The organism is Variovorax sp. 10N420 (genome assembly GCF_056394705.1).
In genome coordinates, this window is sequence record NZ_JBFTIJ010000010.1 from 94,493 (window position 1) to 118,520 (window position 24,028).

Below are 24,028 nucleotides of genomic sequence, written 5' to 3' on the forward strand. Positions count from 1 at the left end.
GCATTGCGTTCGCCGCGTCCGACCCGGAGCCAACGCCGTTCGGGGACTGAAACGAGGCGTGCGGCGCGGAGCGAGACATGAACTGGTTGGGGGCAGCCCTGTTGCTGGCCGGCGTCGTGATTGTCGGTCCGGCCCGAGCCGATGGCGAGTGCCGCCCGCTCAAGCAGGTCGTCAAGGAAAGCTCGGAAGCCGGCTACGCCCGCTTTCTCTATGCGAACGAGATTGCCAACGAGGACAGATCCTCCAACCGGATCGCGACGCGCAGCGCAGGCGCGTCGCGTGTCCGGAAGGAGCTCGAGCGGATGGTTGAGGTCTCGCTCGACGCCGGGACGTTCGCCGAACAGGCGGTTGCCAACGGCGTCATCGATTCCGGCGGTGAGGAGCAATTCGTCGCCCAGGCTCGGCAACGGCTGTATGCGAGTCTGAAGCGCAACTACGCGGATGCGGCCTGGCTCGTGCTGATGGTCAACCCATCGACGAAGAAGGGCATCGTGCTGGTGCGGAAATATGAGTTTCCGCGTCAAGGGCTCGCTGGCGTCATGAATGGCGCCGACCAGGTCTGCATACGAGGCCGGCTCGATCAAGTGACTCGCTGGTCGGCCGAGCAGCCCGCGACGACGCTGATGCTGCTCGGTGGCCGCGAGCAGCCCGACTGCGGATTCGCTGTCGGTGTAGGCGTGAGCTGCTCAGGCCTCGGCAGCCAACTCGAGTTGGCTGCGTTGGACGGCGAATCGGTGTTCGCGACGGCAAGAAGCAGATCGGTGCTGTGGGTCTACACGCTCAATCCGCGGACCGGAAAAGGCCGGGCGCTACATGTGAACCCCAACGACGGCACAGCACTCCTGGACACCTGGCTATTCAATATCGACGCGCCACCGCCTTGATGCGCCGCCGGACGAATCGGTGCATCGCCTGCTTCAATGCACCTGGGTGTCCGCTCGAATTGGTGGCGTCGAGCGATGCAGGAGACTCAGCAGCTCGGCCTGCTTTGACGTTCCGGTCTTGGAGAAGATGCGCTGCAGGTGGGTGCGAATGGTCGGCTCGCTGATGCCAAGCATCTCTGCCGACTCGATCCCGCCCAGCCCTTGCGAAAGCGCCAGCAACACGCGCAGCTCGCCGCCGGTCAGCCCGTGCAGCCTGGCAAAGGCCTCGCCCGGCATGAGTGATGCCTGGACGGGGTCCTGCATGAACACGGCGACCGAGGCGGCGAAGGGTGCAAGGATGCCGCCGCGCTGACCGCTCTCGATCGGCAGCAAGGTCGCAACGTAGCCGCCTCCGACACCATCCGGAATTGCCACGGAGTGTTCGCTCCAGGGTGGCCCGGCGTCGTCGCGCGTCGCTGCGTCGATGTTCCTCGCGAGTGCCGCCCGGGCTGCGGGGTCGACGGCAAAAAGCCGGTTGTGGACGAGGCGAATCGAATGGCCGGCCCTGACGTGACGTTCGGCTGCAGCATTCATGTAGACGACGTGACCATCACGGGCTGTGAGGAAGACACCGGTGGCAAGTCCGTCCAGTGTCTTCTCGAGCATCTCCGACCTCAGGGCTCGGATGTCGAGCACATCGGAGATCGCGAGCGCCCGGCACACATGCGGAGATAGAAGCTTGAACAGCCGCACGTCATGCTGCTGGTAGTGCGGCCCCTTCTCGCTACGCGAGGCATGCAGGGAGGCCATGCGGCCGCCGGTTCGCAGCGCCGGAAACCAGATCATGTCCACCAGTCCGAACGGCTCCAGCACGTCGCGATAGAACCGGCTTTCAAGCAATTGTTGGGACTCGGTCGAGAGGGCGCTGACATCGCCGACATTCGAGACGATGTCTGCGACCGCCATCGGGCTTTCAGAGAACTGGCTGCCCAGCTTCTCCAGGAATTCAGGCTGGTATCCGAACACGAACAACTGGTCGTTCTGCACCTGCTTTAGATCATGAACGCAGATTCCGCCCGCCGTGCTTGCGCAGAGGTCCGCGATGCTTCGGCAGGTGGCCGGCCAGCGCTCAGGGTCAAGCGCGCAGTCGTAGATCGCGCCGATCAGGTCGGAAAGTTGTTGAGCGGGGATGCCCTCCAGGCCGATCACTTCGAATTCCTGTCCATGAGAAGGCCGCTTTATCGTGTGAAAGAGCCTGGACGGTATCAGCACAAGGCGATGTCCGCCAGAGATGGCAAGCCCTTTCATCATCTCTTCAGATGACGCCGCGTCGAGGGCAAACGCCTAGTCTCGCGCACCGGATTGTCCCGAAGGAAGGTGTCACCGATGTTCGACCGCACTGTCCGATGGCTGTACGCAGGCGCAAAGACAGCGTCCGTGCGCTTTTACGTGACGCTGATCGCCTGCATTCCTCTGGCGTTCATCTGGAACAGTCCCGCCGGGCATGTCCAGGCGGCAATGAAGCCTGCGCCGGCGAGAGGGACCGCCGCATCCACTCCCGCAGACCCCTCGAGATTCGATTCCCTGCGCAACGAAGCGGCGAGCGGAGACGAGCGCTCCAACCGCAAACTCGCCGGCGCCTTGCTGGACAGGTACGACCTGACTGGCAACTCGGATGACCTCTACGAGGCCATGGTTTGGGTCGATCGGCGGTGGGACAACTCCGGCGAGGCGGAGTTGGCTGCGCGCGTTATCGCGCAATACTGCGGGCAGCGCGTCATTCGTTGGCACCGGATCTGTGCTTTGGGGGAATGATCGCGCCCCTGCGCCGCATCCCGCTGTCTAAGCGCTTGGCGGCGCTTCCGCCCAGGGCACTTCTGGTGTCGGTGTTGACAACGGGAATCAAGGCGTGCTCGCTGCCGAATGAGGACCCGATGACCTACGACAACGTGATGGATACGGTCCACTCGATCGCTTACGAGCCGGATCAGCTGGCCGACCTGCTCGGACACCGGGTGGTGCTCGATCTCAGGCGGTTCGGTACGACCGCCGGCTACTACGTCGACGAGGCGCATGAGATCAGCTTCGGATGCCGCGACGAGGACCGCGAATTTCGGACTGGACGCCATGTGACCGCCAAGGTCGTCGACTTCAACGCCTTGCCAAGCGGCTTCACGACGATCACTCTCGACAAGTGCTCAGCGGACAAGGGCTAGTCGCCGCGCATGAAGAAATCAGCGGGCCGCGGGCTGGACCAAGCTCAGCATTTTTCTGGCAACAACCGGGACTCGTCTGTCCCAGCGGCTGAAAGCCTCCTTCTCGATCCCCATCATCCCGTCGCCTTCGTGTTCGACGTAGACCTTCACAACCTGCGAGCCTTCGCGCTAGCCGGTCGATGCTTTGAACCTCAAAGCCATCGCTACTTTGAAGTGCCTATTCAAGTGAACATTTGGGCTTCATCCTGGAATGGCCGGTCCTGGGCCGGAGGCGGCTGTCTGCCCATTGTGGTCTAGCGAGTGATCAGTGCTGCCCCGTGCCTGACCGAGGCGCCCTGCTCTGCCCTGCCCGCCCTGCTCTTTTTGGTGACTTCGGGGCCATGCTCGAGGAACTCGGTGGAGCCGAATCAACAACTTGCGCGCGCCGTCGTCAAAGTTAGGCCTTAAATTTGATGGAAATCCGGCCTAACTTTGAACGAACTCATTGAGTCCTCCAAGGTTGTCGCACTTGGTTACCCAGGAAAATCAACAGGTTGTGAGCGCCCCTTTCAAAGTTGTGCGGCCCGCTTTTTCAAAGTTTTTGGCCGTTGGGATCTGACATTCAACGACGGCTTCCGGTCAGGTTCGACGTCCGCTGTAAGCCCGCAATGGGCCCTGAACAGACGTTCGCCTGAGCCACAAGCGGAAGTTGCCCGCTCTGTGCCAGTCACTCGTGAACGTTGTTGTGCGATCCCCAACCCCAGCTCAGGCAGGAAAGGATGTCGCCTTCAAGACGTCCGCGAACACGCTGTATTGCGTACGGAAGGCCCGCGGGCTGTAGTCTTGGTAGTAGCCCGCCGTGACGACGACTACCAAATCGAGTTCGGGGACGATGCGGATCGCCTGGCCACCCCGGCCGAGCGCACCGATCCAACCTACGGTGCGCCCATGCGCTGCCGAGCGGCCAGTCCACCACAGATAGCCATAGCCCTGGTCATCCGTCGCTTGAACCAGGGGCGCGGTCGAACCATCGATCCACGCTTTGGACACGATCTGGCGACCATTCCACCGCCCGCCATCGAGGACGAGCTGCCCGATCCGGGCCATGTCGCGCGGGCGCAGGCGCAGCCCGCCGCCGGCGTCGGTGTCGCGGCCGAAGCGGTCCCACTGCTCGCCCGCGATGCCGAGTGGTGCAAGGAGGGTCGCCCGTGCGAATTCATCGAGTGGCTGCCCGGTCGCCTTGTGCATGATCGCCGAGACGAGGGCCAGCGCCCCGGTGCTGTAGAAGAACTGCTGCCCGGGCGGGGCGACGGCCGGGCGGCTGAGCACGTAGCGGCAGGCATCACCCGAAAGGTACATGCGCATCTCGTCGTTGGCGGTGCCGGTCGCCGGTGTCGCTTCGATCCATTGGAGACCCATCGTCATGCCGAGCGCATGGCGCAGGAGGAGGCTATCCCTCTCCGGCGTGCGCATGTCTGCCAACTCTGGAAAGAAACCGAGGATCGGCTCGTCGACGCCGTGTATCAGGCCCCGGTCGATCGCGATGCCGACGGCCAGCGACGCGACGCTCTTCGAGACTGATTTCTGCGCGTGGAGCGTGTAGGCGTCGAAAGCGACGTTCGCGACTCGGGTGCCAAAAAAGCTGAGCGGGACTTCGTCCTTGCCCGCGAAGTAGCGCTCGAACACCAGGCTACCGCGATGAACGACGAGGACGGAATGGATGTTGGCGCCCGATCCCACGAGCTGGTCCGTCATCGTCCGCAAGGCACCGCTATCGACCAGCCTGTCGCCATCGGCGGCCGGCACCGCCCAGCCGTCGTCGCGGGTCTGCTGCGTTGCGCAACCCGATATGGAGGCGGCGGACCCGGCGAGTGGCCCCAGTACCGTGCCTCCGAGGAGCGAGGTGAACCTGCGTCGTCTCAAGGTCGTTCCCTGGATGCGTTCACGAATGTCGGCTATTGGGCCGGATTCTGCCTCAGCGCTGAGTGACTGCTTCTGGCCGTCAGAAGGCAGTGGCAATGCGGGCCTCGCTTGAACTACAAAGCATTCTGCGACAGGCAACGCGCTGCGGATGGGCCACGGATAGCTGCGCACGCTCAACTCCGTGACCAGCCATCGCGGCACTCGTCCTTGCCATTTCGGTAACGGTCTTTGCGGTCAGGGCCTTCCGCCTTGAGATAGACCTCCACGCGTCCTGCCCACGGGAAATATGGTTGAGTCGCCCCCTTGGCCTCGCTAACAGCGCGACCTTCTGGAACCCCAAGTTGGCGCAGTAGCTGCCGCACATAAGCAGCGCGAGCTTCTGAGAGCTCAAGCCGCGCTCGGGAAGAGTCTCCTTCGGATGGGTCCGCATGACCGGTGACAAAGGCAAACTCAAAGCCGCACCAGGAACGGGCCAGGTCGACGGCGGCCGCGAGTCGGCTTCGAGACTCAGCATCCAGAGCAACTGCGTGCCGTTCGAAATCGAGTTGAAGTGTGCTGTCCGCGTAGGTTGACATTGATGCGCACGTCAAGTGGTGTGCTGCAAGAAAGATGGCAATTGCGGCCCATCGGCCGCCTTGTCGGCGCGGCGCATTGAGCACCATGGCCCGGCCCGTTGTCGACGGTATGGGCACACACTTTGTCGAGCATGGACGGCTTTCGGCTGACACGTCGTAATCCCGGTGAAACCTAGGCAGGCAGGTTAATTTCATTCGCGCTGAGCCGTAGATGGGAAGGTCCGCGATTGGTTGCGGATTGTTGACCGCCGGTCGGTCAGTGCGCACACGCTCACGATGGCTTCGTTGTGAGCCGACGACGAAGGTCTGCTCCTGGCCGGCTAAGGCAGTTGGCCGACTTTATCTGGCCAGGGCCATGACGGTCATTCGGGGTGTGCCTCGGAGGCGGTGTTTGAGTCTTTCTTGGCACAACAGCGCTTCATGCCTCATTTGCCGAGAGGCGGTATCGGAATCATCCCTGGGAAGACATACGCCTGCAACATGGCGATCACCCCGATCACCGCGGCCCCGGCAATCGAATGCCAGAGCACAGTCCGGAAGATCGGGCCCAGCGCGTACGACCGCTCCTTCGGGTCGTCATAGCAGGCGGCGCACGCCACCATGATGGATTGAGCGTCGATCATCTTGCCCATCACGCCGCCGGTCGAGTTCGTGGCCACGATCAGGATCGGATTGAGGTTGAGTTGCTGCGCGGTGATGCGCTGCAAGCTGCCGAACAGCGCGTTGGACGCCGTGTCAGAGCCCGTCAGGAAGACACCGAGCCAGCCCAGGTACGCGGCAAAGAATGGGTAGAAGAATCCGGCGCCGGTGAACGCGAGGCCGAGGACCGCGTCGGTGCCTGAGTAGCGGGTCAAGAAGCCGAGGCCCAGCACCTGGGCGATGACCAGCACCGGGATCTTCATCCGGTGCATGGTCTGCAGGAAGGCGTCCTTCCACTGGGTTGCATTCAGCTTGAGGACGAGCCCGGAAAGGAGTGCCGCCACGAAAACGCCCGTGCCTGCGGCGGACAGCCAATTGATCGTGAATCGCGCTGCTTCGGGCTTCGCGTTGACCGGCGCCACCGGCGGCATCCGCTGGACCAGATTGTGCAGCGAGGGCATGTCCCAGACGGGCAGCGACAGGGTACCGCCGAACGTCGAGCCGAGCAGCGTCGTGGTGAATGTGATCCCGGAGAACAGGTTATTGAGGAACGTCTTGAACTCCGGTATGCCCCACAGCGCGCAACAGGCGATCAGGATCACCCACGGCAGCCACGCATAGGCGGTTTCGGCGGCCGTGTACTTGTATTTCCATTCGGTGCTGTCCGTCGTCGCAGTCGCGATGTTCTTGCCGGCCTGGGCCAGCGCCTCGCGCTCGGATCTGAGCAGGAAGCGCGTCTTCGGGTGCCAGACGAAGCGCAGGAACAGCGCTGTGCAGATCACCGAGAACACGCCCGACACCACGTCGGTCATCAGGTGCAGCGCGTTGGTCCCGGATGCGTAGAACTGCATCAGCGCGAACGATCCGCCGGCGCACAACGTCGCCGGCCAGACTTCGAAGACTTCCCTCCAGGTCCCGCCTTCCATCTTCACGAACGTCGCGACCAGCCAGAAGGGCACCAGGACCGAGACGAATGGCAGCTGGTGGCCCGCCATCGAGGACAGTGTGAGCTGATCGAGGCCACTCACGGCCGCCAGCGTGATGATCGGCGTGCCGATCGCGCCCCATGCGACCGGCGCGGTATTGGCGAGCAGGTTCAGCACGGCGGACTGGAACGGCTTGAAGCCCAGGCCCACCATCACGGCGCCGGCGATTGCTACCGGCGTCCCAAATCCGGAGGTGCCCTCGATGATCGCGCCGAACGAGAAGGCGATCAGCACGCACTGCAGCCGCCGGTCGAACGAGATGTGGACGATCGATTCCTTCACGATTTCAAATTGGCCGGCAACGACGCTCATCGTGTACAGGAACATCGCGGCCAGAACGATCCAGATGATTCCCAGGAACCCCGAGAGGGAGCCGAGCGCGAAGGCCGATACGGCCGACGTGACCGGCATCCTGAAGACCAGGCAGGACACAAGGAACGCGGCGATGACGCCAAAAAATGCCGCGTAGGGCGCGGAGATGCCCAGGTGCACATTGCCCTGCGCATCGCGGTGGCGGTGCAAGGCAATGAAGTAGAGCAGCGTCAGGATCGGGACGGCCGCTACGACTGTGGAAAGGAACGCATTTCCCAATGGGTCATAGGTCTGCTGGAACATGGCTTCCCCTCTTCTCTCAGGCGCTCCGTGAAGGTATTTGAGCTTCGGACGTCGGAACAGGCGCCGACGAGGCCCTAGATATCGACAAAGTCAGAACCGCCGTTGAGGCGTTTCGTGCGCCAGGTCAATGAAAGCGCGTGAGCGGCCGGAAAGCGATGCGATTGCGCTCCCACCGTCCTCGTGCTCCCCGCTCAGGGCGATCCGGCATTTGTGATCGCCCTTCCACCGAAGATCCGCGTGCCCCGAGATGACCCCGTCAAGAGTCGAACCGTTGAGCTCAACCAAGACATTCCAGCCGTCGTACTCGAACCGATGCACTGCAGAGTTGGTCATCGCCAGGGTCCTCCAAGTAGTGCTACCGCTCCCTCGATAAAAACTAGCCCGCGTACTCCCGGCCAACAAGCCCACGGCCAATCCACAGTACGCCACGATGGGCCCGTCGAGCGCCCTCAGGCGACCGTCCTTGCGGCAATCCACCGTGATGAATTCGCCGTGGACAGCCGCAAGCACGCCAATGGCTTCAAGGACATAGGCACTTCGCAAATAGGCACGGTTTTCCCTGACACGATCAAACACGCAGACGGGACGCAGCCTGCGATTGACGATCGCATGCATGGCCGTGTACCGGAACTGCGTTCGATCGTTCAGAAGTTCGAGCGCCGCCGAAAGACCCCGCTGTGCCAGGCACGCCGTGAACACCAACAACTGCTCCTCGAAAGGGAGGTCGACGGATGACACGCTGGGCCTCGAATTGTTCTGATTGTCCAGAGGGGCGAGACTTTCAGTATAGATAGGCAATCTATCAAAATGCTACTTTTTTCTGAACGCCATCAATTCGTCGCGCGCGTGTTCCGACGGCGCCGGTTCGAAGCTGACCAGTGACTGACGGCGCCAGCCGGCGGCCCTCTCCCATCACGTCAGTGGTGCATTTTCCGATTCGCAATTCCGGCGATCATGGCCTGCAGATTGAAAGGGAAGCATGCCCGGCCGGGCGCTACCTACGCGGAGTTGCGTGGCGGCCAAGCTGCGAACTTCGGTTGCCGGTCCTCAACTGGACGGCGCGGTTCAATGACCGGTTCTGGCGCATTCTGCCCGCCGACCCGAGGTGCAAATGGCTCGTCGATGTCGAGTCGCTCTGCCATCAGCAGTGCGAACAAGCGTTCAAACGAGCCGCCCTCTCTGTCTGCGACCGACATCATCGATGGCGGGATATTGAGTCCGAGCCGCGTTGGAAACAAGCTGCCCAAGACGCTGATCCGGAAAGCGTTTCCAGAGCTCGCCAAGCAATTCGAGCATTTCAGGGATTCGAGCGGGGTCGCGCATGAAACGTCCTACGGAACAAACGCGGCCGGAGCGGTGAGCTCGGCAGAGAGTTTCTTCTTCGGATCTTTTGCCCTTGTGTAGTTAAACGGCGGATATTCAAAATGGTTTTCGTAGTACCACCAGAGCAGTTGATTTTCTGCCTCGAGCAACGTTTTTCCGAAGACTGAGTAGTCATTACAAACGGAGAGGCGAATGGGTCCATACAGTTCGATCGCGTGGGCGTTGCGTTTGATGGTGGCGTGCTTCCCAGCCCACTGTTCATAACGACGCTGGAAAGTTGTACCCGTTTGACCAATGTAGAGAATGTCGCTCTCCTTGACCAACCGGTTTACCTTCTTCGCGGACCGAAAGAGGTAGACGACCTTCTCGGGCTCCGTTGCTGACGCCTCTGCGCGCCTGCGGCGCTGCACTCCTGGTTGCCTCCCGGGGGGACGGCCTTTCAAGCCCTCCCCCGCCGCGCGGCAGTTTCGGTTGCGCGTGGCCGATACCAGAGCATGCGTCGCGGTAACAACGGGCCAAGCTGGTCATCCTGCGAGCAGCAGGCTTCACGCGTTACATGGAACTACTGTGTCGCACGACAGGCGGGGCCGGCGTGATGGCTTAGCGTCACTGCCAATGGCGGGCAGTTGTACTGCGAGAGACAATCCGCACATGACTTCGACCGCAGCGGACAGCACCTCCACCTTCACCATCGAGCGTTTCGACGTTTTCGTGTTCCGGGCACCAGCCGACCCGCCGGTGCAGACCTCTTTTGGAGTGATGCGCGATCGTCCCGCGGTGCTGGTGCGCCTGACCGACACCGAGGGCGCCGAGGGCTGGGGTGAGATCTGGTGCAACTTTCCGACCGTGGGCGCGGAGCATCGGGCGCGCATGGCGCTCGCGTATTGCCGCCCGGCAGTGATGGGCCGCGCGTGGTCGCATCCGCGCGAATGCTTCGACGAACTGACGCGCCGCTTCGCCGTACTGGCATTGCAGACCGGCGAACACGGCACGCTCAACCAGATCGTCGCGGGCGTCGACACCGCGCTGTGGGACCTCTACGCACGCCGCAAGGGCAGACCGCTGTGGCAGGTGCTCGGCGGCGTCGAGCCCCAGCCGGTGCAGGTCTATGCCTCCGGCCTCAATCCCACCGATCCCGAATTGCTCGCTCTGCAGAAGCGCGAAGAAGGCTATCGGGCATTCAAGCTCAAGGTCGGATTTGGCGCCGAGCGCGATCTCGCCAACCTGCGCACGCTGCGGGACGCGCTGGGCGACGATGCGACGCTGATGGTCGATGCCAATCAGGCGTGGGATTTCGACGAAGCGTGCAAGGCCGGCGAGCGCATGGAAGATTTCGACCTGCTGTGGCTCGAAGAGCCGCTGCGTGCCGACCAGCCCGCCCATCGCTGGAAAGAGCTGGCCGAGCGCCAGTCGCTCACCCTGGCGGGCGGCGAGAACCTCGCCGGCTTCGCGCAGTTCCGCGAATTCATCGCGGCCGAAGGCATGGCGATCATCCAGCCCGATCTGGGCAAATGGGGCGGCTTCAGCGGCTGCCTCGAAGTGGCGAAGCTCACTCTCGCCGCCGAGAAGTGGTACTGCCCGCACTGGCTGGGCGGCGGCATCGGGCTTGTCGCGTCGATGCATCTGAAGACTGCTGTCGGCGGGCCAGGCTATGTCGAAGTCGATTCGAATCCGAACCCGCTGCGGGAACTGCTCGCGGTCCCCAACTTCACGGTCAACGACGGCTGGGTGCAACTGTCGAACGAACCCGGGCTGGGCGTCGTGCCGGACCTCGCGGCATGCAGGGACTTCCTGGTCGAACTGCCGCTCGTCGGTTTGTAGGGTCGTCGAGTTTGAGTCGGGATTGAGAATGGGACGGCTGCCGGGCCATCAATAGATCGGAGGCTCCGGCGTCGGTGCGTTGCCTGCGAGACTCAGGAAGTCGCAACCCAGGTGCGCCTGCGTCACCTCGTGCTGGAAGATCTTCGTGTAGCCGCGCACATAGGCTGGCGCGGGCGGCTTCCATTGCATGCGCCGCTCGGCCAATTCTTCATCGGACACCAGCATGTCGAGGCTGCGGGCACCGATGTCCAGACGCACCATGTCGCCGGTCTTCAGCAAAGCCAGCGGCCCGCCGATCGCGGACTCGGGCGACACATGCAGCACGCAAGTGCCGTAGTGCGTACCGCTCATGCGCGAATCCGAGATGCGCACCATGTCGCGCACGCCTTCGCGAAGCAGCTTCTTCGGGATCGGCAGGTTGCCCCACTCTGGCATGCCTGGGCCGCCCACCGGACCGCCATTGCGCAGCACGAGCACGGTCGACGCATCGGCGTCGATGTTCTCGTCGGCCATCGCCGCCAGCATCTCGGCGTTGGAGTCGAACACCAGCGCGCGACCCGTGTGCCGCAGCAACTCGGGCGTCGCGGCAGAAGGCTTGATGACCGCGCCATCCGGGCACAGGTTGCCACGAAGCACGGCAAGTGCGATCCCGGCTTCGGGGCACTCGGGCGTGCCCTGCTTGAGGGGCGTCGCCGGGTCGAGGATGGTTCCATCGTCGTTCGAAGGCCAACCGGCGATGTCTTCCCCGAGCGTGCGGCCGGTGACGGTGCGCGCCGAGAGATCGAGATGCGCAGCGATCTTGTTGAGCACCGCGGGCAGACCGCCTGCGTAATGAAAGTCTTCCATCAGCTTTTCGCCCGACGGATAGAGGTTGGCAATGACCGGAACGCGCCGCGCGATGGCGTCTAGTTCGTCGATGCCCAGGTGGATGCCCGCGCGCCCCGCCATCGCCGGCAGATGCACCGCGGCGTTGGTCGACCCGCCGAGTGCCATGTAGGCCGCCACTGCATTGAGGAACGAAGCCTTGCTCACGATGCGCGAAGGCTTGAGGTCTTCCCATACCATGGCGACGATGCGCTCTCCGCAACGCCACGACATGCGGCTGTGCTCCGAATCGACGGCCGGGATGCTCATTGCACCCGGCAAGGTCAGGCCCAAGGCTTCGGCGATGGCCGTCATGGTGCTGGCCGTGCCCATGGTGTTGCAGGTGCCCGGCGTGCGCGTCATGCGCGCTTCCAGGTTCACCCACTCTTCCTTGCCAACGTTGCCGATGGTGTATTCAGCCCAGAACTTCTTGGTATGGGTGCCCGCACCCACCGCCTGGCCCTTGTAACGGTCGTTCATCATCGGCCCGGCGGGCAGGAAAATGGCGGGGATATCCATCGACAGCGCACCCATGATGAGCCCCGGCGTGGTCTTGTCGCAGCCGCCCATGAGCACCGCGCCATCGATCGGCAAGCTGCGCAGCAGCTCTTCGCACTCGATGGCAAGCAGGTTGCGATAGATCATCGTGGTCGGCTTGACCATCACTTCGCCCAGGCTCAAGGCCGGCAGTTCGAGCGGATAGCCGCCGGCCTGCAACACGCCGCGCTTGACGGCCTCGGCACGCTCGCGCAAGTGCGCATGGCATGGCGAGAGTTCGCTCCAGGTGTTGATGATGCCGATGACCGGCCGCCCCATGAACTCCTCGCGCGCGAGCCCTTGCTGCTGCATGCGCTGGCGGTGTGCGAATCCGCGAATATCGTCGCTCGCGAACCAGCGTTGGCTGCGCAGGTCCTGGAGGGTCTTCGCGCGGGTGGCTTCGGTCGACATGCGTTGTGTTCTCTGGGGGTTGCTTCAGTAGGTTGCGGGCGCTGGCGCGGCATTCGGTGCGCTGCGCTGCTTGAATCGCGCGGCCACGTCGTCCGCGCTCTTGCGCAGCAGCACCTGGTCGTTGGCGACGGCCACGAACAGTGCGCCCAAATTAAGCAACTCCTGCGCGCGCGGCTCGTCGTTCATGAGAATACCCGGCGCCTTTCCGCACGCCAGGATGCGCGCGATGGCCTTGTCGATGGCTGCGCGCACAGTCGGGTGGTTGACCTGCCCCGCGACGCCCATGCTCGCCGACAGGTCGCCCGGGCCGATGAACACGCCATCGACACCATCGACATTCGCAATGTCTTCCAGATGCTCGAGCGCTTCGGCCGTCTCGACCTGCACCAGCACGCAAAGCTCGTTCGCGGCGTTGGCGACGTAGCCCGCGTCGCGGCCGAACTTCGACGCGCGCACCGTGCCGCCCATGCCGCGGATGCCGCTGGGCGGATAGCGCGTTGCAGCCACTGCCGCCTCGGCTTCGGCGCGGTTCTGCACGAAAGGAAGCAGCAGCGTCTGCGCGCCGATGTCGAGGTATTGCTTGATCAGGACCGGGTCATTCCACGGCGGCCGCACGACCGCCGAAGTCGGCCGGTCGCGCTCGGCCTGCACTGCCTGCAACTGCCGCAGCATGGTCGTCGGATCGCCGGGCGTGTGTTCGGCGTCCAGCAGGATCCAATCGAAGCCGGCACCCGCGAGCAGTTCGGAGATGTAGGGGTCCGGCAGCGTCGACCAGATGCCGATCTGAGGGATGTTCGCCGCAAGGGCGTGCTTGAATGCGTTGCGTGTGGGCATGGACTTCAATTCGGGTTGTTCATTGGCTGCCGCGCCAGAAGGCGATCTGCGCGGCGACCTGGTGATCGATCATGGGCTTGCCGCCGACGACTTGCAGCCCGCGCGCACTGCATGCGGCCATGAGTTCGGTGTCGCGCGCGGCGATGATGTCGAACAGCGCCGCATCCGCGGGCAGCAGCGTCGGGTCGAACGGCATCGGGTCGCCCGCATGCAGGCCCAGAGAGGTCGCGTTGACTGCAAGGCCCGCGCTGCTCAGGCTCTCGGCACGTGTGTCGATGCGGACATCCGGAAAGGCCTTCCGCACTTCGGAAGCGAGATGCTCCGCGCGCTCGGGCTCTCGATTGATCACATGCAGTTCTCGCACACCGGCTGCCGCCAATGCAAATGCAATGGCCGTCCCGGCACCGCCCGCGCCGACCAGCACCGCGGGCCGATCCGTCCACAGGATGCCGTTGGCACGCGCGGCCTCGACGAAGCCGACGCCGTCGAAACTCTCGCCCGACCATTGGCCGTCGGCGTCGATCCGCATGGTGTTGACCACGCCCGTGCGCCGGGCCTCCGGCCCGTGCCGTACGCACAATGCATGCGCTGCGGCCTTGTGCGGAATCGTGAGATTGAGCCCCTGGAGATTGCCGACGCGCGCAAGTTGCGCCACCGTGGCTGCGAAGTCATCCGGATGCACGCCCATCGGCACGAGGCACCAATCGAGCCCCGCCGCCGCAAAGGCCGGGTTGTAGATGCGCGGTGCGCGCACATGGTCGACCGGATGCGCAAGGATCGGAACGAGGCGCGTCGCGCCGCTGAGCGATGCGGGAACCATGGCGTCAACCCTTCACAGCGCCGGCCGTCAAGCCGCTCACGAGGTAGCGCCGCACCAGCATCGAGAAGACGAGCACAGGCGCCATGACCAGCGACCCGCCTGCCGCGATCTTTCCCCACTCCCATCCTTCGTAGTTCATGAAGTTCACGACCGCGACGGGCGCGGTGCGCGCGTCGGTTCGCGTGAGGATGAGCGCGAAGAAGAAGTCGTTCCAGGCATACAGGAAGCACAGGATGGCCGTGGCCGCAATGCCCGCCGTGGCCATCGGCATCACGATTTCGAGGAACACGGTGCCGAAGCCCGCGCCGTCCATCAACGCCGCCTCTTCGAGCGATGCGGGCACGGCGTCGAAGAAGGGTTGCATCATCCAGATGACCAGCGGCAGGTTGAAGGTCATGTAGATCATGATCAGCCCCGTGCGCGTGTCCAGCAGCCCCAACCAGCGATAGGCAAGGAAGAACGGGATCGTGAAAGCGATCGGCGGCGCCATGCGCGTGAGCAGGATGCCCAGCCCGAGCCCGAAGCGTCCGCGCCCGGTCCAGCGAGAGAGCGCATAGGCCGCCGGTATGCCGAAGATCAGCGCAAGCAGTGTCGAAACGATGCTCGTGATCAGGCTGTTGACGAAAGATTCCGGAAATCCCGCCTGCCAGAGTCCCACGTAGTGTTCGAGCGTCGGCATGAAGATCACGCGCGGCGGAAACTCCAGGATCATCGGCGTCGGCTTGAACGACATCTGCAGCAGCCACAGGAAAGGCAGCAGCATGACAAACAGGATCAGCGGCACGGCCCAGCGCGCGACGGGCCAGCGTTTGCGCCAGGGCGATTTGTGCAATGAAGTCGTCGTCATTCCGCCGCCCCCGCATTGCGGCTCAGGCGCATCGCACCCCAGCTGATCAGCACCGTCGCGGCCAGCAGCACCACGGTGATGGCACTCGAATACCCGAGTTCGCCGAAATTGAATGCCACGAGATACGCGTAGTAGTTGGTCACCTCGGTCACCGAGCCCGGTCCGCCGCCGGTCAACAGAAAGATCAGGGGAAACGCCTTGATGCTGTCGATGAGCCGGAAGAGCGTGCACACCAGCAGCACCGGCGCGATGTAGGGCAACACGATGTGGCCGAACACCCGCCAGGCGTCGGCGCCATCCATGCGCGCCGCTTCGACGTATTCAGCGGGCAGCGTCTGCAGTGCGGCCAGCACCATCAGGAAGGTAAAGGGCGCCCATTCCCATGTGTCGGCAATGACGATCGACCACAGCGCGAAGTCGACGTGCGTGGTGAGCGCGGGCAAGGCGATGCCGAGCGCGTGCGCGGCTTGATAGATCGGGCTGATGTCGGGCGTGTAGACCAGCTTCCAGATCACCGCCACCACGATCGGAGGCAGCACCATCGGGATCACGAAAAGATGCCGCAGCGATTTCCAGCGTTCCTGGCCCGAATGCACCAGCAGCGCGAGCCCGGTGCCCAGCAGCACCTGCAAGACCACCGTGTAGAGCGACAACCGCGCCTGCACGGCCAGCGAGCCGACGAAGCGCTCGTCGCCGCCCAGCAGTTTGTAGTTGCGCAGCGGGTCCGAGAAATCGCCAAGCGAGCCGGGATTGACCAGCGCGCCCGGCGTGAGACTCGTGACGAGCAGGAACAGCGTCGGCAGCCCCGCCACGATCAACAGAAAGATGAGGCTGGGCGCAATCGCCATCCGCGTGAAGCGGCGGCGCTGCAGGTCGTAAGACTGCCCGATCATGTGATCAAGCCGGCGTTCACACCTTCGCGCCCGAGCGACGCAGCGCCGAGACGGCGGATTCCTGCGCCGCCTTCATCGAGTCGGCCGCACTCTGCTGCCCCGAGACCACGCGTTCGACCGCCTTGTTGACCACATCGCCGACGAGCGGGAATTCCTTGACCGTGCGATAGGCCATGTAGTTGTGCGTCTTGCCCGGCTGCTCCAGCACTTCGAGATAGAGCTTGCCGAGGTCTTGCCCGTTGATGGTGTTGATGCGCTTGTACTCCGCGCTCTCGATGATCGAGCGGCGGCAGACGGAAGGATGGCCGGTGTCCTTCACGATGCGGGCGGTGAGCTCGGGGCTCAACGTCCACTTGATGAACTCCCAGGCGGCTTCCTTGTTCTTCGCGTTCTTCGGAATGCCGAGGCCCTGGCTGTTCGATGCGGGGTAGTCGCCCTTGGGGCCGGCGGGCATGCGCATGACGCGCGCCGTGTCCTTCACCTTGCTGTCGGGCGCAGTCAGCATCGCGCTCACCCATGAACTCGAATGGATGAAGATGTTCGAGCGCCCGCTGATCAGCGCCGCACGCGCTTGGTCTTCGGTGTAGCCGAGCACGCCCTGCGGACTGTATTTGGACAGCAGCTTCGAATAGAACTCCGTCGCCTGGATGGAGGCGGCCGAGTCGAGCGCGGGCGTGATGTCGGTTGGTGGTTTGACGAAAAGGTCGCCGCCGTAGCCCTGGATGTACGGCGGCAGGAACCAGTGATGCAGATTCGAGCTGACGAAGCCTGTGACGCCGTCCTGACCGTTGATGGCTTCGGCCACCTTCATGAGTTCGTCGAAAGTGCGAGGTGCTTCCACGCCGCGCTTCTTCATGAGGTCAGTGCGGCTGACGCCCATCAGCATCGCCCCGCCCTCCCACGCGAAACCGTAGGCCTTGCCGGCCTTGTCGAGATACGGCAGCTGCGCGCCTTTCACGAAGTCGTCAGGGTTCCAGTTCGCCGGCGTGTGCTTGGGGTCCGTGGCGAAGTCGCTCAGGTTGGCGAGCAGGCCCGCGGCAACCCAGCGTGCGGCCAGGATGAAGGTGACGTTGCAGAAATCCCAGGCGTTGCCGCCCGACGACAGCTCCAGGTCGGCCTGCTGGTTGTAGACCGGGAAGGCCGACAACTGCAGATCGACCGTCATGCCCGTCTGCTGCTCGAATTCGGGGATGTACTTGCGCAGGATGTTGAAGAAGCCGTGCTGGTAGGCCGCACCGCGCAGCTTGACGCCGGCAAAGGGCTTGGCCTGCGCGATGGCCGGAAACGCCAGCAGGCTGCCTGCGCCGACCGCCGCACTGGCGGCCGCGGCCTTCAGGAGGCTGCGGCGTTTCGGGTCGATGTCGAGAGAGTGCGGGAGGCTCATGGTCGTTTCTCTTTCTTCCGGTTCATCCGTGTGTCGGCTGTGTGGTCGGCTGATGGAGAATATGACAGACAAATAAATTGATCTTTCTCATGGTAAACCCGGCAGTTAGGGCTGTTTCAGGTCGGATAACCTTATTTTTGAAAACAATATGTCCGACGATAAACAAAAACATGAAGCGCCGAGCGCTGCCCTGCGGCGCGGCCCGATGGCTGTGACCGAGACCCTCGCGAGTCGCGTCATCGCCGGCGAATGGGGAGACGGATCACCGCTGCCGACCGAGATGGAGCTGGCCGATGAGCTCGGCGTCGCGCGCACGTCGGTACGCGAGGCGCTCACCCGTCTCAAGGCCAAGGGCCTGATCGCGTCGCGCCAGAAGGCCGGCACGCGCGTGCTGCCGCGCACGCAATGGAACATGCTCGATGAAGACGTGCTGCGCTGGGCGTGGTCCGGCAACGACCGCGTGCAGATGGCGCAGCACCTGATGCAACTGCGGCGCATCGTCGAGCCGGCGGCCTGCGAGATCGCAGCGGCATCGGCGCCCGATTCGGCCATTGCCGCCATAGAGCGCGCCTACCGCATGATGGACGCGGCCGGCATGGACGCGGTCGCCTATGCCGGCCCAGACCTCGAGTTTCATCACGCGATCCTGGCGGCGACTGGCAATCCGTTCCTCGTCGCCTTCGGTGCAACCATCCAGGCCGCGCTGCGAACCTCGTTCGAGCTCTCCACACGCCAGCCCGGCGCGCCTCGCAAGAGCTTGCCGCTGCATCGCGAGGTGCTCGACCAGATCTGGGCGCGCAAGCCGGCCGCCGCCCGCCGCGCGATGGAAGAGCTGCTCGGTCTCACTGAAACGAACATCCAGCGCGGCGTGGCGAAATCCGCCGCCGCGCCATCGACCTGACTTCCGATCTCCAATCTCCAATCTCCAATCTCCAATCTCCAATCTTTGACCTCCGACCTCCAGGGACGCCCCACATGGCAGACATTCAACTGAAATCCATCAGCAAGCGCTTCGGCGACGTCGAAGTCATTCCGGGCCTCGATCTCACGATGCCCGACGGGCAGGTGACGGTGCTGCTCGGCCCATCGGGCTGCGGCAAGTCCACGTTGCTGCGGATGATCGCGGGGCTCGAAACACCCAGTGGCGGTGAAGTGATCATTGGCGGTCGCGTGATGAACGACGTGCCGCCCGCCGAACGCGGCTGCGCGCTGGTGTTCCAGAACTACGCGCTCTATCCGCACAAGACGGTGCGACAGAACCTTGCGTTTCCGTTGCGCATGGCCAAGGTCGACGCCGCGCGGCAGCAGCAGAGCGTCGATGAAATCGCCCGCACGCTCGAACTCACGGCGCTGCTCGACCGCTACCCGCGCCAACTGTCCGGCGGCCAGCGCCAGCGTGTCGCCATGGGCCGCGCGATGATCCGCCAGCCCGAAGTCTTTCTCTACGACGAGCCGCTGTCGAACCTCGACCTCGAATTGCGCGTGAAACTGCGGCTGGAGATTGCGCGCATGCAGCGCTCGCTCAAAGCCACCGCGGTGTATGTGACGCACGACCAGACGGAAGCGATGACGCTCGCCGACCAGATCGTGGTGCTGCGCAAGGGCCACATCGAACAGGTGGGCTCTCCGCTTGCGCTCTATCGCTCGCCGGCCAATCTCTTCGTGGCGGGCTTCATTGGCACGCCGCGCATGAATCTCTTCAACGTCGATGCAACGGAGACCGACAGCGAAGGCACGCGCCTGCGGATCGGCGACATGACCCTTCGCGTCCCGCAGCGGCTTCAGGGCGACGTCAGCACGTTCGGCTTCAGGGCCGAGCAGGTGCGCATCGGTACGCCGCTGCCTGGCCAGGTCGCGCTCGAACTCGCTGATTGCGAAACACTGGCGGTGGAACAACTGGGCGATCGCGCCTTCTGCTACTTGCGGTCGCCGATCGGCGAACTCGTGCTACTGACGCCCGGCGCCGATACCGAACTGCCCCGCACCCTGCATCTCGCGCTAGCGCCGGAAGCGCTGCATTTCTTCGATGCGAACGAAGCCGCACTGAAGCGTGCCGCACCGGCAATGGCCATGGCCATGGCCTGAACGCCACTCAAGCCGGCGGGCTTTCGCCGTGCAGCCGGACGATCAGCGACCGCAGCCATGTGATGGCTGGGTCCTTGTGATAACGGCCATGCCAGAACAAGCTGATCGCAATCTCCGGCAGCTTGGCGGGATTGCGGACGTATGACAGGCCGAAGGGCTCCACCAGCGCCTGCGCGAGGCGTTCGGGCACCGTCGCAACCAGGTCGGAGTCATGCAGGATGTGCCCGACCGCGACGTAATGCGGCACCGTGAGCACGACCTTGCGTGCGATGTTCCTGCGCCTCAGGAGTTCGTCGGCCTGCCCATGGCCGGTCCCTTCCGAGATCACCACGACATGATCGGCCGCTGAAAATTCGCCGAGGGAAATGGAGCGCTTGTCGAGCGCGTGACCGCGCCGGAACATGCAGACATAGTGCTGCTTGAACAGCCGACGCTGGAAGTAGCCGGCCCTGAGTTGCGGCAGCAATCCGATCGCGAGGCTGACGTGCCCTGCTTCCATCTCGTCCTGCAAGTTCACTGCCGCGTTGCGCACGGTGCTCAGCGAGACGCCCGGCGCCACGCGCGACAGCTCCTTCATCAGCTTGGGGAGAAAGTAGATCTCTCCGATGTCGGTCATGCCGACCGTGAAAGCGCGCGTCGAAGTGGCGGGGTCGAAGCTCGCGCGCTGATTGATGGCCGCGTGAATCACCTGCAGCGCACGCGCCGTGGGCTCCGCGAGCTGTTGGGCAAAAGGCGTGGGCTCCATGCCCTTGGGCGTGCGCAGAAAGAGCGGGTCGTCGGTGAGCTTGCGCAGCCGCGCCAGCGCATTGCTCACTCCGGGCTGCGAAAGCCCAAGGCTGGTCGCAACCTTGGAGACGCGGCGGTCAATGAGCAATTGATTGAAAACCACCAGGAGGTTGAGATCGATGTCCTTGAGCTCCATGATCATTCACATCCACATTCACATTCGCCAAATCAATAAAGACTATTCGCCGTATTCTATTGAACGATGACGATGCCTTGACGATCATTGAACCGCGCGACAAGCCGCACGACACAAGGAGACACGCATGGACGACACATCGGCCGTCTTCCCCCAGAAGATCCACTGGGAAGACCAAGGCACGAGCCGCATCCCCTTCATGGCCTACACCGAGGCCGACCAGCATCGGCGCGAACTCGAACGGTTCTTCTATCGGGGCCACTGGTGCTACGTGGGCCTGGAAGCGGAGATCCCGAACGCGGGTGATTTCACGCGCACGGTGATCGGCGAGCGCTCCGTCATCATGGTCCGCGACGCCGAAGGCGCCATCAATGTGATCGAGAACGTGTGCGCGCATCGCGGCATGCAGTTTTGCCGCGAGCGGCACGGCAACAAGAAAGATGGCGGATTCACCTGCCCCTACCACCAGTGGAACTACACGCTCAAGGGCGACTTGCAGGGCGTGCCTTTCCGGCGCGGGGTCAAGCAGGACGGTAAGGTCAACGGCGGCATGCCGGCCGACTTCAAGCCCGCGGAACACGGGCTCAACAAGCTGAAAGTCGCAACCCGTGGCGGTGTCGTCTTCGCTTCTTTCGATCACGATGTCGAATCGCTCGAAGACTTCATGGGTCCGGCAATCCTCGGCTACTTCGACCGGCTGTTCAATGGCCGCAAGCTGAAGCTGCTCGGCTACAACCGCCAGCGCATTCCAGGCAACTGGAAGTTGATGCAGGAGAACATCAAGGACCCCTACCACCCAGGACTGCTCCACACCTGGTTCGTGACTTTCGGGCTCTGGCGCGCGGACAACAAGTCGGAGCTGAAGATGGACGCGCACCACCGGCACGCTGCGATGATCTCGACGCGCGGCGCGAGCGGCAAGGCGGACCAGGTCACGCAGGTATCGAGCTTCAAGGAAAGCATGCAGCTCAACGACGACCGCTTTCTCGACATCGTGCCCGAGCCCTGGTGGGGCGGCCCGACCGCGGTCATGATGACGCTGTTCCCGAGCGTGATCCTGCAGCAGCAGGTCAACAGTGTCTCGACGCGGCACATCCAGCCGAGCGGGCCCGGCAGCTTCGACTTCGTCTGGACGCACTTCGGGTTCGAGGATGACGACGAAGTGATGACCAAGCGCCGCCTTCGCCAGGCCAATCTTTTCGGGCCCGCGGGATTCGTCTCGGCGGATGACGGCGAAGTGATCGAGCTTTCGCAGAAGGGCTTCGAGCAGAAGCCATTTCATCGAACCCTGGCCGAACTGGGCGGGCGTGAGGTCGGCGATACCGACCACATGGTCACCGAGACATTGATTCGCGGCATGTACGAGTACTGGCGCAAAGTCATGGAGGCATGAGATGGACTTCAGAGACTACTTCGAGCTGAACCAGCTCTATGCCGACTACGCAAGCGCCGTCAGTTCCGGCCATTGGGAACTCTGGCCCGAGTTCTTTACTGAAGACTGCACCTATCGACTGCAGCCGCGAGAGAACTTCGAGAGAGGCTTTCCACTTGCGACGCTGTCTTTCGAGAGCAAGGGAATGCTCAAGGACCGCGTCTATGGCATTCGGGAGACGCTGTTCCACGACCCTTACTACCAGCGCCACGTTGTTGGTGCGCCGGTCGTGCGCAAGTCGGAGCCCGGCCGGTTCGAATGCGAGGCCAACTACGCCGTGTTTCGCACCAAGCTTTCGGAGCTATCGTCGGTCTTCAATGTCGGGCGATATGTCGACATCGTCGTGCGCACCGAACAGGGCCTCAAGTTCGAGTCGCGACTCGTCATCTACGACAGCGAGATGATCCCGAACTCCGTCATCTATCCACTCTAAGAACATAACGAGAGCAGACATGAACGAGCAGCTTTGGACCGATGCCGCACCCGTGGACGATGTGCCGGTCGACGATGTCATTGGCATCGTGGTGGACGGGCGTGACATCGCGCTCTACAGCGTGGATGGCGAGATCTTCGCGACCGACAACATCTGCACCCACGGCCATGCACGGCTGTGCGAAGGCTTCCTCGAGGGGAATGAGATCGAATGCCCCTTGCACCAGGGCAAGTTCGACGTGCGCAATGGGCAACCCACCTGCGCGCCCGTCACCGAGGCGATCCGTTCGTACCCGGTCAGGATCGAAGCCGGCCGGGTGTTCCTTTCGCTGACATGACCGCCGAGACTGTCGCGGAGACCATCGCCATCGTCGGCGCCGGACAGGCTGGCGGATGGGCTGCGCGGACCTTGCGTGCCGAGGGCTTCAAAGGCCGCGTGGTCCTGATCGGCGACGAGCCGCATCGGCCGTACGAGCGTCCACCTTTGTCCAAGGCCGTGCTCTCGGGCGAAGCAGCCGCGGAGAGCACCTATCTGATGAAGACCGAGGCATTCGACGCATTGGACATCGACTGGCGGCCGAACGTCAGCGCGACTTTCATCGACAAGGCCGCCAAGCGGCTTCACCTGTCGCGGGGAGATTCCATCCCATATTCCGTCGGATACGACAAGCTCATCTTGTGCAATGGCGGTCGCGCGCGGCGACTGAGCATTCCCGGCGCGGATCTGCCCGGCGTCTTCACTCTGCGGAGCATCGAGGATGCAAAGGCGTTGGGTGCCGCTCTGTCTCCAGGCAAGCGCTTGCTCGTCGTTGGCGGTGGCTGGATCGGTCTCGAAGTCGCCGCGACTTCGAAGAACAAAGGCATGCATGTGACGGTGGTTGAAGCGACGGGCCGCCTGTGCGAACGCACGGTCCCGCCGGAGATGTCGGGCTATCTGCACCAACTGCATGCTTCGCACGGTGTCCACATCGAGCTCGGCACCGGCGTCGAGCAGTTGATGCCCGCGCCGCAAGGTGGCTTGATGGCCGCTTTGGTCGATGGTCGCCGGCTCGCATGCGATGCCGTGCTGATTGGCGTGGGCTTGATCGCCAACGACGAACTCGCGCGCGAAGCAGGACTGGACTGCGACGGCGGCATCGTGGTCGACGCGCAGTGCCGCTCGTCGCATGCCGACATCTTCGCCGCGGGCGACGTAGCGAACTGGCACTGCGATTGGGCCGGGCGACGGATGCGGCTCGAGTCGTGGCAAAACGCGCAGGAGCAAGGGATTGCTGCCGCGAGGTCAGCGCTGGGCATTGAAGTGAATCACCAGCCCTTGCCCTGGTTCTGGTCCGATCAGTACGACATCAATCTGCAGATCTTTGGTGTGCCCTCGCCCGCTCACGAGGTCGTGGTGAGAGGCGACCGGGACTCCAAAAGCTTCGTCATGTTCTTTCTCGATGGAGACAGGGTCGTTGCGGCGATGGGCCCCAATTCGGCAAAGGACTTGCGGTTTGCGCGACGCCTGATCGAGCTTCGCGCAAGTGTCGATGCGAGCCGACTGGCGAACCCTGGCGTGCCACTCACAAAGGTCCAGGCACACTGACTTGTTGGAATCAGCGTTCTTTTCCATACTCCTGTTTGCAGA

General features: G+C 63.5%; 23 protein-coding genes. 10 read left to right on the forward strand and 13 right to left on the reverse strand.

Annotated features, from left to right (window positions below; all coding sequences use genetic code 11):
- The first annotated feature begins 77 nt into the window (after nt 1-77).
- Complete coding sequence (locus AC1DEK_RS23585) at nt 78-884, forward strand: hypothetical protein (RefSeq protein ID WP_478127723.1); 807 nt, start codon at nt 78-80, stop codon at nt 882-884.
- 33 nt (nt 885-917) lie between these two features.
- Here the strand turns inward: AC1DEK_RS23585 and AC1DEK_RS23590 are convergent, their stop codons facing one another.
- Nucleotides 918-2,072, reverse strand: a complete 1,155-nt coding sequence (locus AC1DEK_RS23590) for a helix-turn-helix transcriptional regulator (protein ID WP_478127724.1) — start codon at nt 2,070-2,072, stop codon at nt 918-920.
- A 177-nt stretch (nt 2,073-2,249) separates the two neighbouring features.
- On the opposite strand from AC1DEK_RS23590, the gene AC1DEK_RS23595 reads away from it, so the two are divergent.
- Together AC1DEK_RS23595 and AC1DEK_RS23600 are read left to right on the forward strand one after the other, a co-directional pair.
- A complete protein-coding gene (locus AC1DEK_RS23595; RefSeq protein ID WP_478127725.1) occupies nt 2,250-2,678 on the forward strand; it encodes a hypothetical protein in 429 nt (142 codons plus the stop codon).
- A gap of 119 nt (nt 2,679-2,797) precedes the next feature.
- Nucleotides 2,798-3,079: a hypothetical protein gene (locus AC1DEK_RS23600; protein WP_478127726.1), complete on the forward strand. Its 282-nt coding sequence runs from the start codon at nt 2,798-2,800 to the stop codon at nt 3,077-3,079.
- A gap of 744 nt (nt 3,080-3,823) precedes the next feature.
- Here the strand turns inward: AC1DEK_RS23600 and AC1DEK_RS23605 are convergent.
- The 5 genes from AC1DEK_RS23605 to AC1DEK_RS23625 all read right to left on the reverse strand — a co-directional run bounded on the left by AC1DEK_RS23605 (nt 3,824) and on the right by AC1DEK_RS23625 (nt 9,442).
- A complete protein-coding gene (locus AC1DEK_RS23605; protein WP_478127727.1) occupies nt 3,824-4,981 on the reverse strand; it encodes a serine hydrolase domain-containing protein in 1,158 nt (385 codons plus the stop codon).
- Between the two features lie 173 nt (nt 4,982-5,154).
- Entirely contained in the window at nt 5,155-5,751 is a 597-nt protein-coding gene (locus AC1DEK_RS23610) for an OmpA family protein (protein WP_478127728.1), read from the reverse strand.
- Between the two features lie 230 nt (nt 5,752-5,981).
- Nucleotides 5,982-7,796 (reverse strand): L-lactate permease, encoded by a 1,815-nt coding sequence (locus AC1DEK_RS23615; protein WP_478127729.1) that lies wholly within the window; start codon nt 7,794-7,796, stop codon nt 5,982-5,984.
- Between the two features lie 90 nt (nt 7,797-7,886).
- A complete protein-coding gene (locus tag AC1DEK_RS23620; protein WP_478127730.1) occupies nt 7,887-8,534 on the reverse strand; it encodes a hypothetical protein in 648 nt (215 codons plus the stop codon).
- 593 nt (nt 8,535-9,127) lie between these two features.
- The gene (locus tag AC1DEK_RS23625) at nt 9,128-9,442 is read right to left on the reverse strand and encodes a hypothetical protein (RefSeq protein WP_478127731.1); all 315 of its coding nucleotides are present in this window, start codon (nt 9,440-9,442) and stop codon (nt 9,128-9,130) included.
- A gap of 328 nt (nt 9,443-9,770) precedes the next feature.
- Here AC1DEK_RS23625 and AC1DEK_RS23630 point away from each other — a divergent pair, with 328 nt between their 5' ends.
- Complete coding sequence (locus tag AC1DEK_RS23630; protein WP_478127732.1) at nt 9,771-10,940, forward strand: mandelate racemase/muconate lactonizing enzyme family protein; 1,170 nt, start codon at nt 9,771-9,773, stop codon at nt 10,938-10,940.
- Nucleotides 10,941-10,988: 48 nt separating this feature from the next.
- Here the strand turns inward: AC1DEK_RS23630 and araD are convergent, their stop codons facing one another.
- From araD to AC1DEK_RS23660, 6 genes are read right to left on the reverse strand one after another with little or no spacing between them, the layout of a single operon-like run.
- Nucleotides 10,989-12,752 carry an L-arabinonate dehydratase gene (gene araD, locus AC1DEK_RS23635; RefSeq protein ID WP_478127733.1) on the reverse strand — a complete coding sequence of 588 codons (1,764 nt, stop codon included), beginning with the start codon at nt 12,750-12,752 and terminating at the stop codon, nt 10,989-10,991.
- A gap of 24 nt (nt 12,753-12,776) precedes the next feature.
- Complete coding sequence (locus AC1DEK_RS23640; protein ID WP_478127734.1) at nt 12,777-13,586, reverse strand: HpcH/HpaI aldolase family protein; 810 nt, start codon at nt 13,584-13,586, stop codon at nt 12,777-12,779.
- Between the two features lie 19 nt (nt 13,587-13,605).
- A complete protein-coding gene (locus tag AC1DEK_RS23645) occupies nt 13,606-14,406 on the reverse strand; it encodes a shikimate dehydrogenase family protein (protein ID WP_478127735.1) in 801 nt (266 codons plus the stop codon).
- A gap of 4 nt (nt 14,407-14,410) precedes the next feature.
- The gene (locus tag AC1DEK_RS23650) at nt 14,411-15,253 is read right to left on the reverse strand and encodes a carbohydrate ABC transporter permease (protein ID WP_478127736.1); all 843 of its coding nucleotides are present in this window, start codon (nt 15,251-15,253) and stop codon (nt 14,411-14,413) included.
- Nucleotides 15,250-16,146 (reverse strand): carbohydrate ABC transporter permease, encoded by an 897-nt coding sequence (locus tag AC1DEK_RS23655; RefSeq protein ID WP_478127737.1) that lies wholly within the window; start codon nt 16,144-16,146, stop codon nt 15,250-15,252. Before AC1DEK_RS23655 ends, AC1DEK_RS23650 begins: the two co-directional genes overlap by 4 nt.
- 16 nt (nt 16,147-16,162) lie before the next feature.
- Nucleotides 16,163-17,530 (reverse strand): ABC transporter substrate-binding protein, encoded by a 1,368-nt coding sequence (locus AC1DEK_RS23660; RefSeq protein WP_478127738.1) that lies wholly within the window; start codon nt 17,528-17,530, stop codon nt 16,163-16,165.
- Between the two features lie 148 nt (nt 17,531-17,678).
- On the opposite strand from AC1DEK_RS23660, the gene AC1DEK_RS23665 reads away from it, so the two are divergent.
- Nucleotides 17,679-18,431 (forward strand): FadR/GntR family transcriptional regulator, encoded by a 753-nt coding sequence (locus AC1DEK_RS23665; RefSeq protein WP_478127739.1) that lies wholly within the window; start codon nt 17,679-17,681, stop codon nt 18,429-18,431.
- Between the two features lie 74 nt (nt 18,432-18,505).
- The gene (locus AC1DEK_RS23670; RefSeq protein ID WP_478127740.1) at nt 18,506-19,615 is read left to right on the forward strand and encodes an ABC transporter ATP-binding protein; all 1,110 of its coding nucleotides are present in this window, start codon (nt 18,506-18,508) and stop codon (nt 19,613-19,615) included.
- Nucleotides 19,616-19,622: 7 nt separating this feature from the next.
- Here AC1DEK_RS23670 and AC1DEK_RS23675 read toward each other — a convergent pair whose 3' ends face one another.
- Nucleotides 19,623-20,537, reverse strand: coding sequence for a LysR family transcriptional regulator (locus tag AC1DEK_RS23675; RefSeq protein ID WP_478127773.1), 915 nt, complete (start codon nt 20,535-20,537; stop codon nt 19,623-19,625).
- A 127-nt stretch (nt 20,538-20,664) separates the two neighbouring features.
- Between AC1DEK_RS23675 and AC1DEK_RS23680 the strand changes: the two genes are divergently transcribed.
- Genes AC1DEK_RS23680 through AC1DEK_RS23695 form a run of 4 tightly spaced genes read left to right on the forward strand, consistent with a single transcriptional unit; the run spans nt 20,665 to nt 23,986 of the window.
- Entirely contained in the window at nt 20,665-21,930 is a 1,266-nt protein-coding gene (locus tag AC1DEK_RS23680) for an aromatic ring-hydroxylating dioxygenase subunit alpha (protein ID WP_478127741.1), read from the forward strand.
- A gap of 1 nt (nt 21,931) precedes the next feature.
- Entirely contained in the window at nt 21,932-22,402 is a 471-nt protein-coding gene (locus AC1DEK_RS23685) for an aromatic-ring-hydroxylating dioxygenase subunit beta (protein WP_478127742.1), read from the forward strand.
- 19 nt (nt 22,403-22,421) lie between these two features.
- On the forward strand, nt 22,422-22,739 hold the full coding sequence (locus AC1DEK_RS23690; protein WP_478127743.1) for a non-heme iron oxygenase ferredoxin subunit: 318 nt from the start codon (nt 22,422-22,424) through the stop codon (nt 22,737-22,739).
- Entirely contained in the window at nt 22,736-23,986 is a 1,251-nt protein-coding gene (locus AC1DEK_RS23695) for an NAD(P)/FAD-dependent oxidoreductase (protein WP_478127744.1), read from the forward strand. The genes AC1DEK_RS23690 and AC1DEK_RS23695 overlap by 4 nt, the downstream gene beginning before the upstream one ends.
- Nucleotides 23,987-24,028 lie beyond the last annotated feature (42 nt).

Bases quoted from the DNA above. Each gene is read 5' to 3' on its own strand.
- AC1DEK_RS23675 (WP_478127773.1), bottom strand. From the start codon at position 20,537: ATGGAGCTCAAGGACATCGATCTCAACCTCCTGGTGGTTTTCAATCAA.
- AC1DEK_RS23665 (WP_478127739.1), top strand. From the start codon at position 17,679: ATGTCCGACGATAAACAAAAACATGAAGCGCCGAGCGCTGCCCTGCGG.
- AC1DEK_RS23695 (WP_478127744.1), top strand. From the start codon at position 22,736: ATGACCGCCGAGACTGTCGCGGAGACCATCGCCATCGTCGGCGCCGGA.
- AC1DEK_RS23670 (WP_478127740.1), top strand. From the start codon at position 18,506: ATGGCAGACATTCAACTGAAATCCATCAGCAAGCGCTTCGGCGACGTC.
- AC1DEK_RS23645 (WP_478127735.1), bottom strand. From the start codon at position 14,406: ATGGTTCCCGCATCGCTCAGCGGCGCGACGCGCCTCGTTCCGATCCTT.
- AC1DEK_RS23640 (WP_478127734.1), bottom strand. From the start codon at position 13,586: ATGCCCACACGCAACGCATTCAAGCACGCCCTTGCGGCGAACATCCCT.
- AC1DEK_RS23655 (WP_478127737.1), bottom strand. From the start codon at position 16,146: ATGATCGGGCAGTCTTACGACCTGCAGCGCCGCCGCTTCACGCGGATG.
- AC1DEK_RS23680 (WP_478127741.1), top strand. From the start codon at position 20,665: ATGGACGACACATCGGCCGTCTTCCCCCAGAAGATCCACTGGGAAGAC.
- araD (WP_478127733.1), bottom strand. From the start codon at position 12,752: ATGTCGACCGAAGCCACCCGCGCGAAGACCCTCCAGGACCTGCGCAGC.
- AC1DEK_RS23690 (WP_478127743.1), top strand. From the start codon at position 22,422: ATGAACGAGCAGCTTTGGACCGATGCCGCACCCGTGGACGATGTGCCG.
- AC1DEK_RS23630 (WP_478127732.1), top strand. From the start codon at position 9,771: ATGACTTCGACCGCAGCGGACAGCACCTCCACCTTCACCATCGAGCGT.
- AC1DEK_RS23600 (WP_478127726.1), top strand. From the start codon at position 2,798: ATGACCTACGACAACGTGATGGATACGGTCCACTCGATCGCTTACGAG.
- AC1DEK_RS23650 (WP_478127736.1), bottom strand. From the start codon at position 15,253: ATGACGACGACTTCATTGCACAAATCGCCCTGGCGCAAACGCTGGCCC.
- AC1DEK_RS23595 (WP_478127725.1), top strand. From the start codon at position 2,250: ATGTTCGACCGCACTGTCCGATGGCTGTACGCAGGCGCAAAGACAGCG.
- AC1DEK_RS23610 (WP_478127728.1), bottom strand. From the start codon at position 5,751: ATGAAATTAACCTGCCTGCCTAGGTTTCACCGGGATTACGACGTGTCA.
- AC1DEK_RS23615 (WP_478127729.1), bottom strand. From the start codon at position 7,796: ATGTTCCAGCAGACCTATGACCCATTGGGAAATGCGTTCCTTTCCACA.
- AC1DEK_RS23660 (WP_478127738.1), bottom strand. From the start codon at position 17,530: ATGAGCCTCCCGCACTCTCTCGACATCGACCCGAAACGCCGCAGCCTC.
- AC1DEK_RS23685 (WP_478127742.1), top strand. From the start codon at position 21,932: ATGGACTTCAGAGACTACTTCGAGCTGAACCAGCTCTATGCCGACTAC.
- AC1DEK_RS23585 (WP_478127723.1), top strand. From the start codon at position 78: ATGAACTGGTTGGGGGCAGCCCTGTTGCTGGCCGGCGTCGTGATTGTC.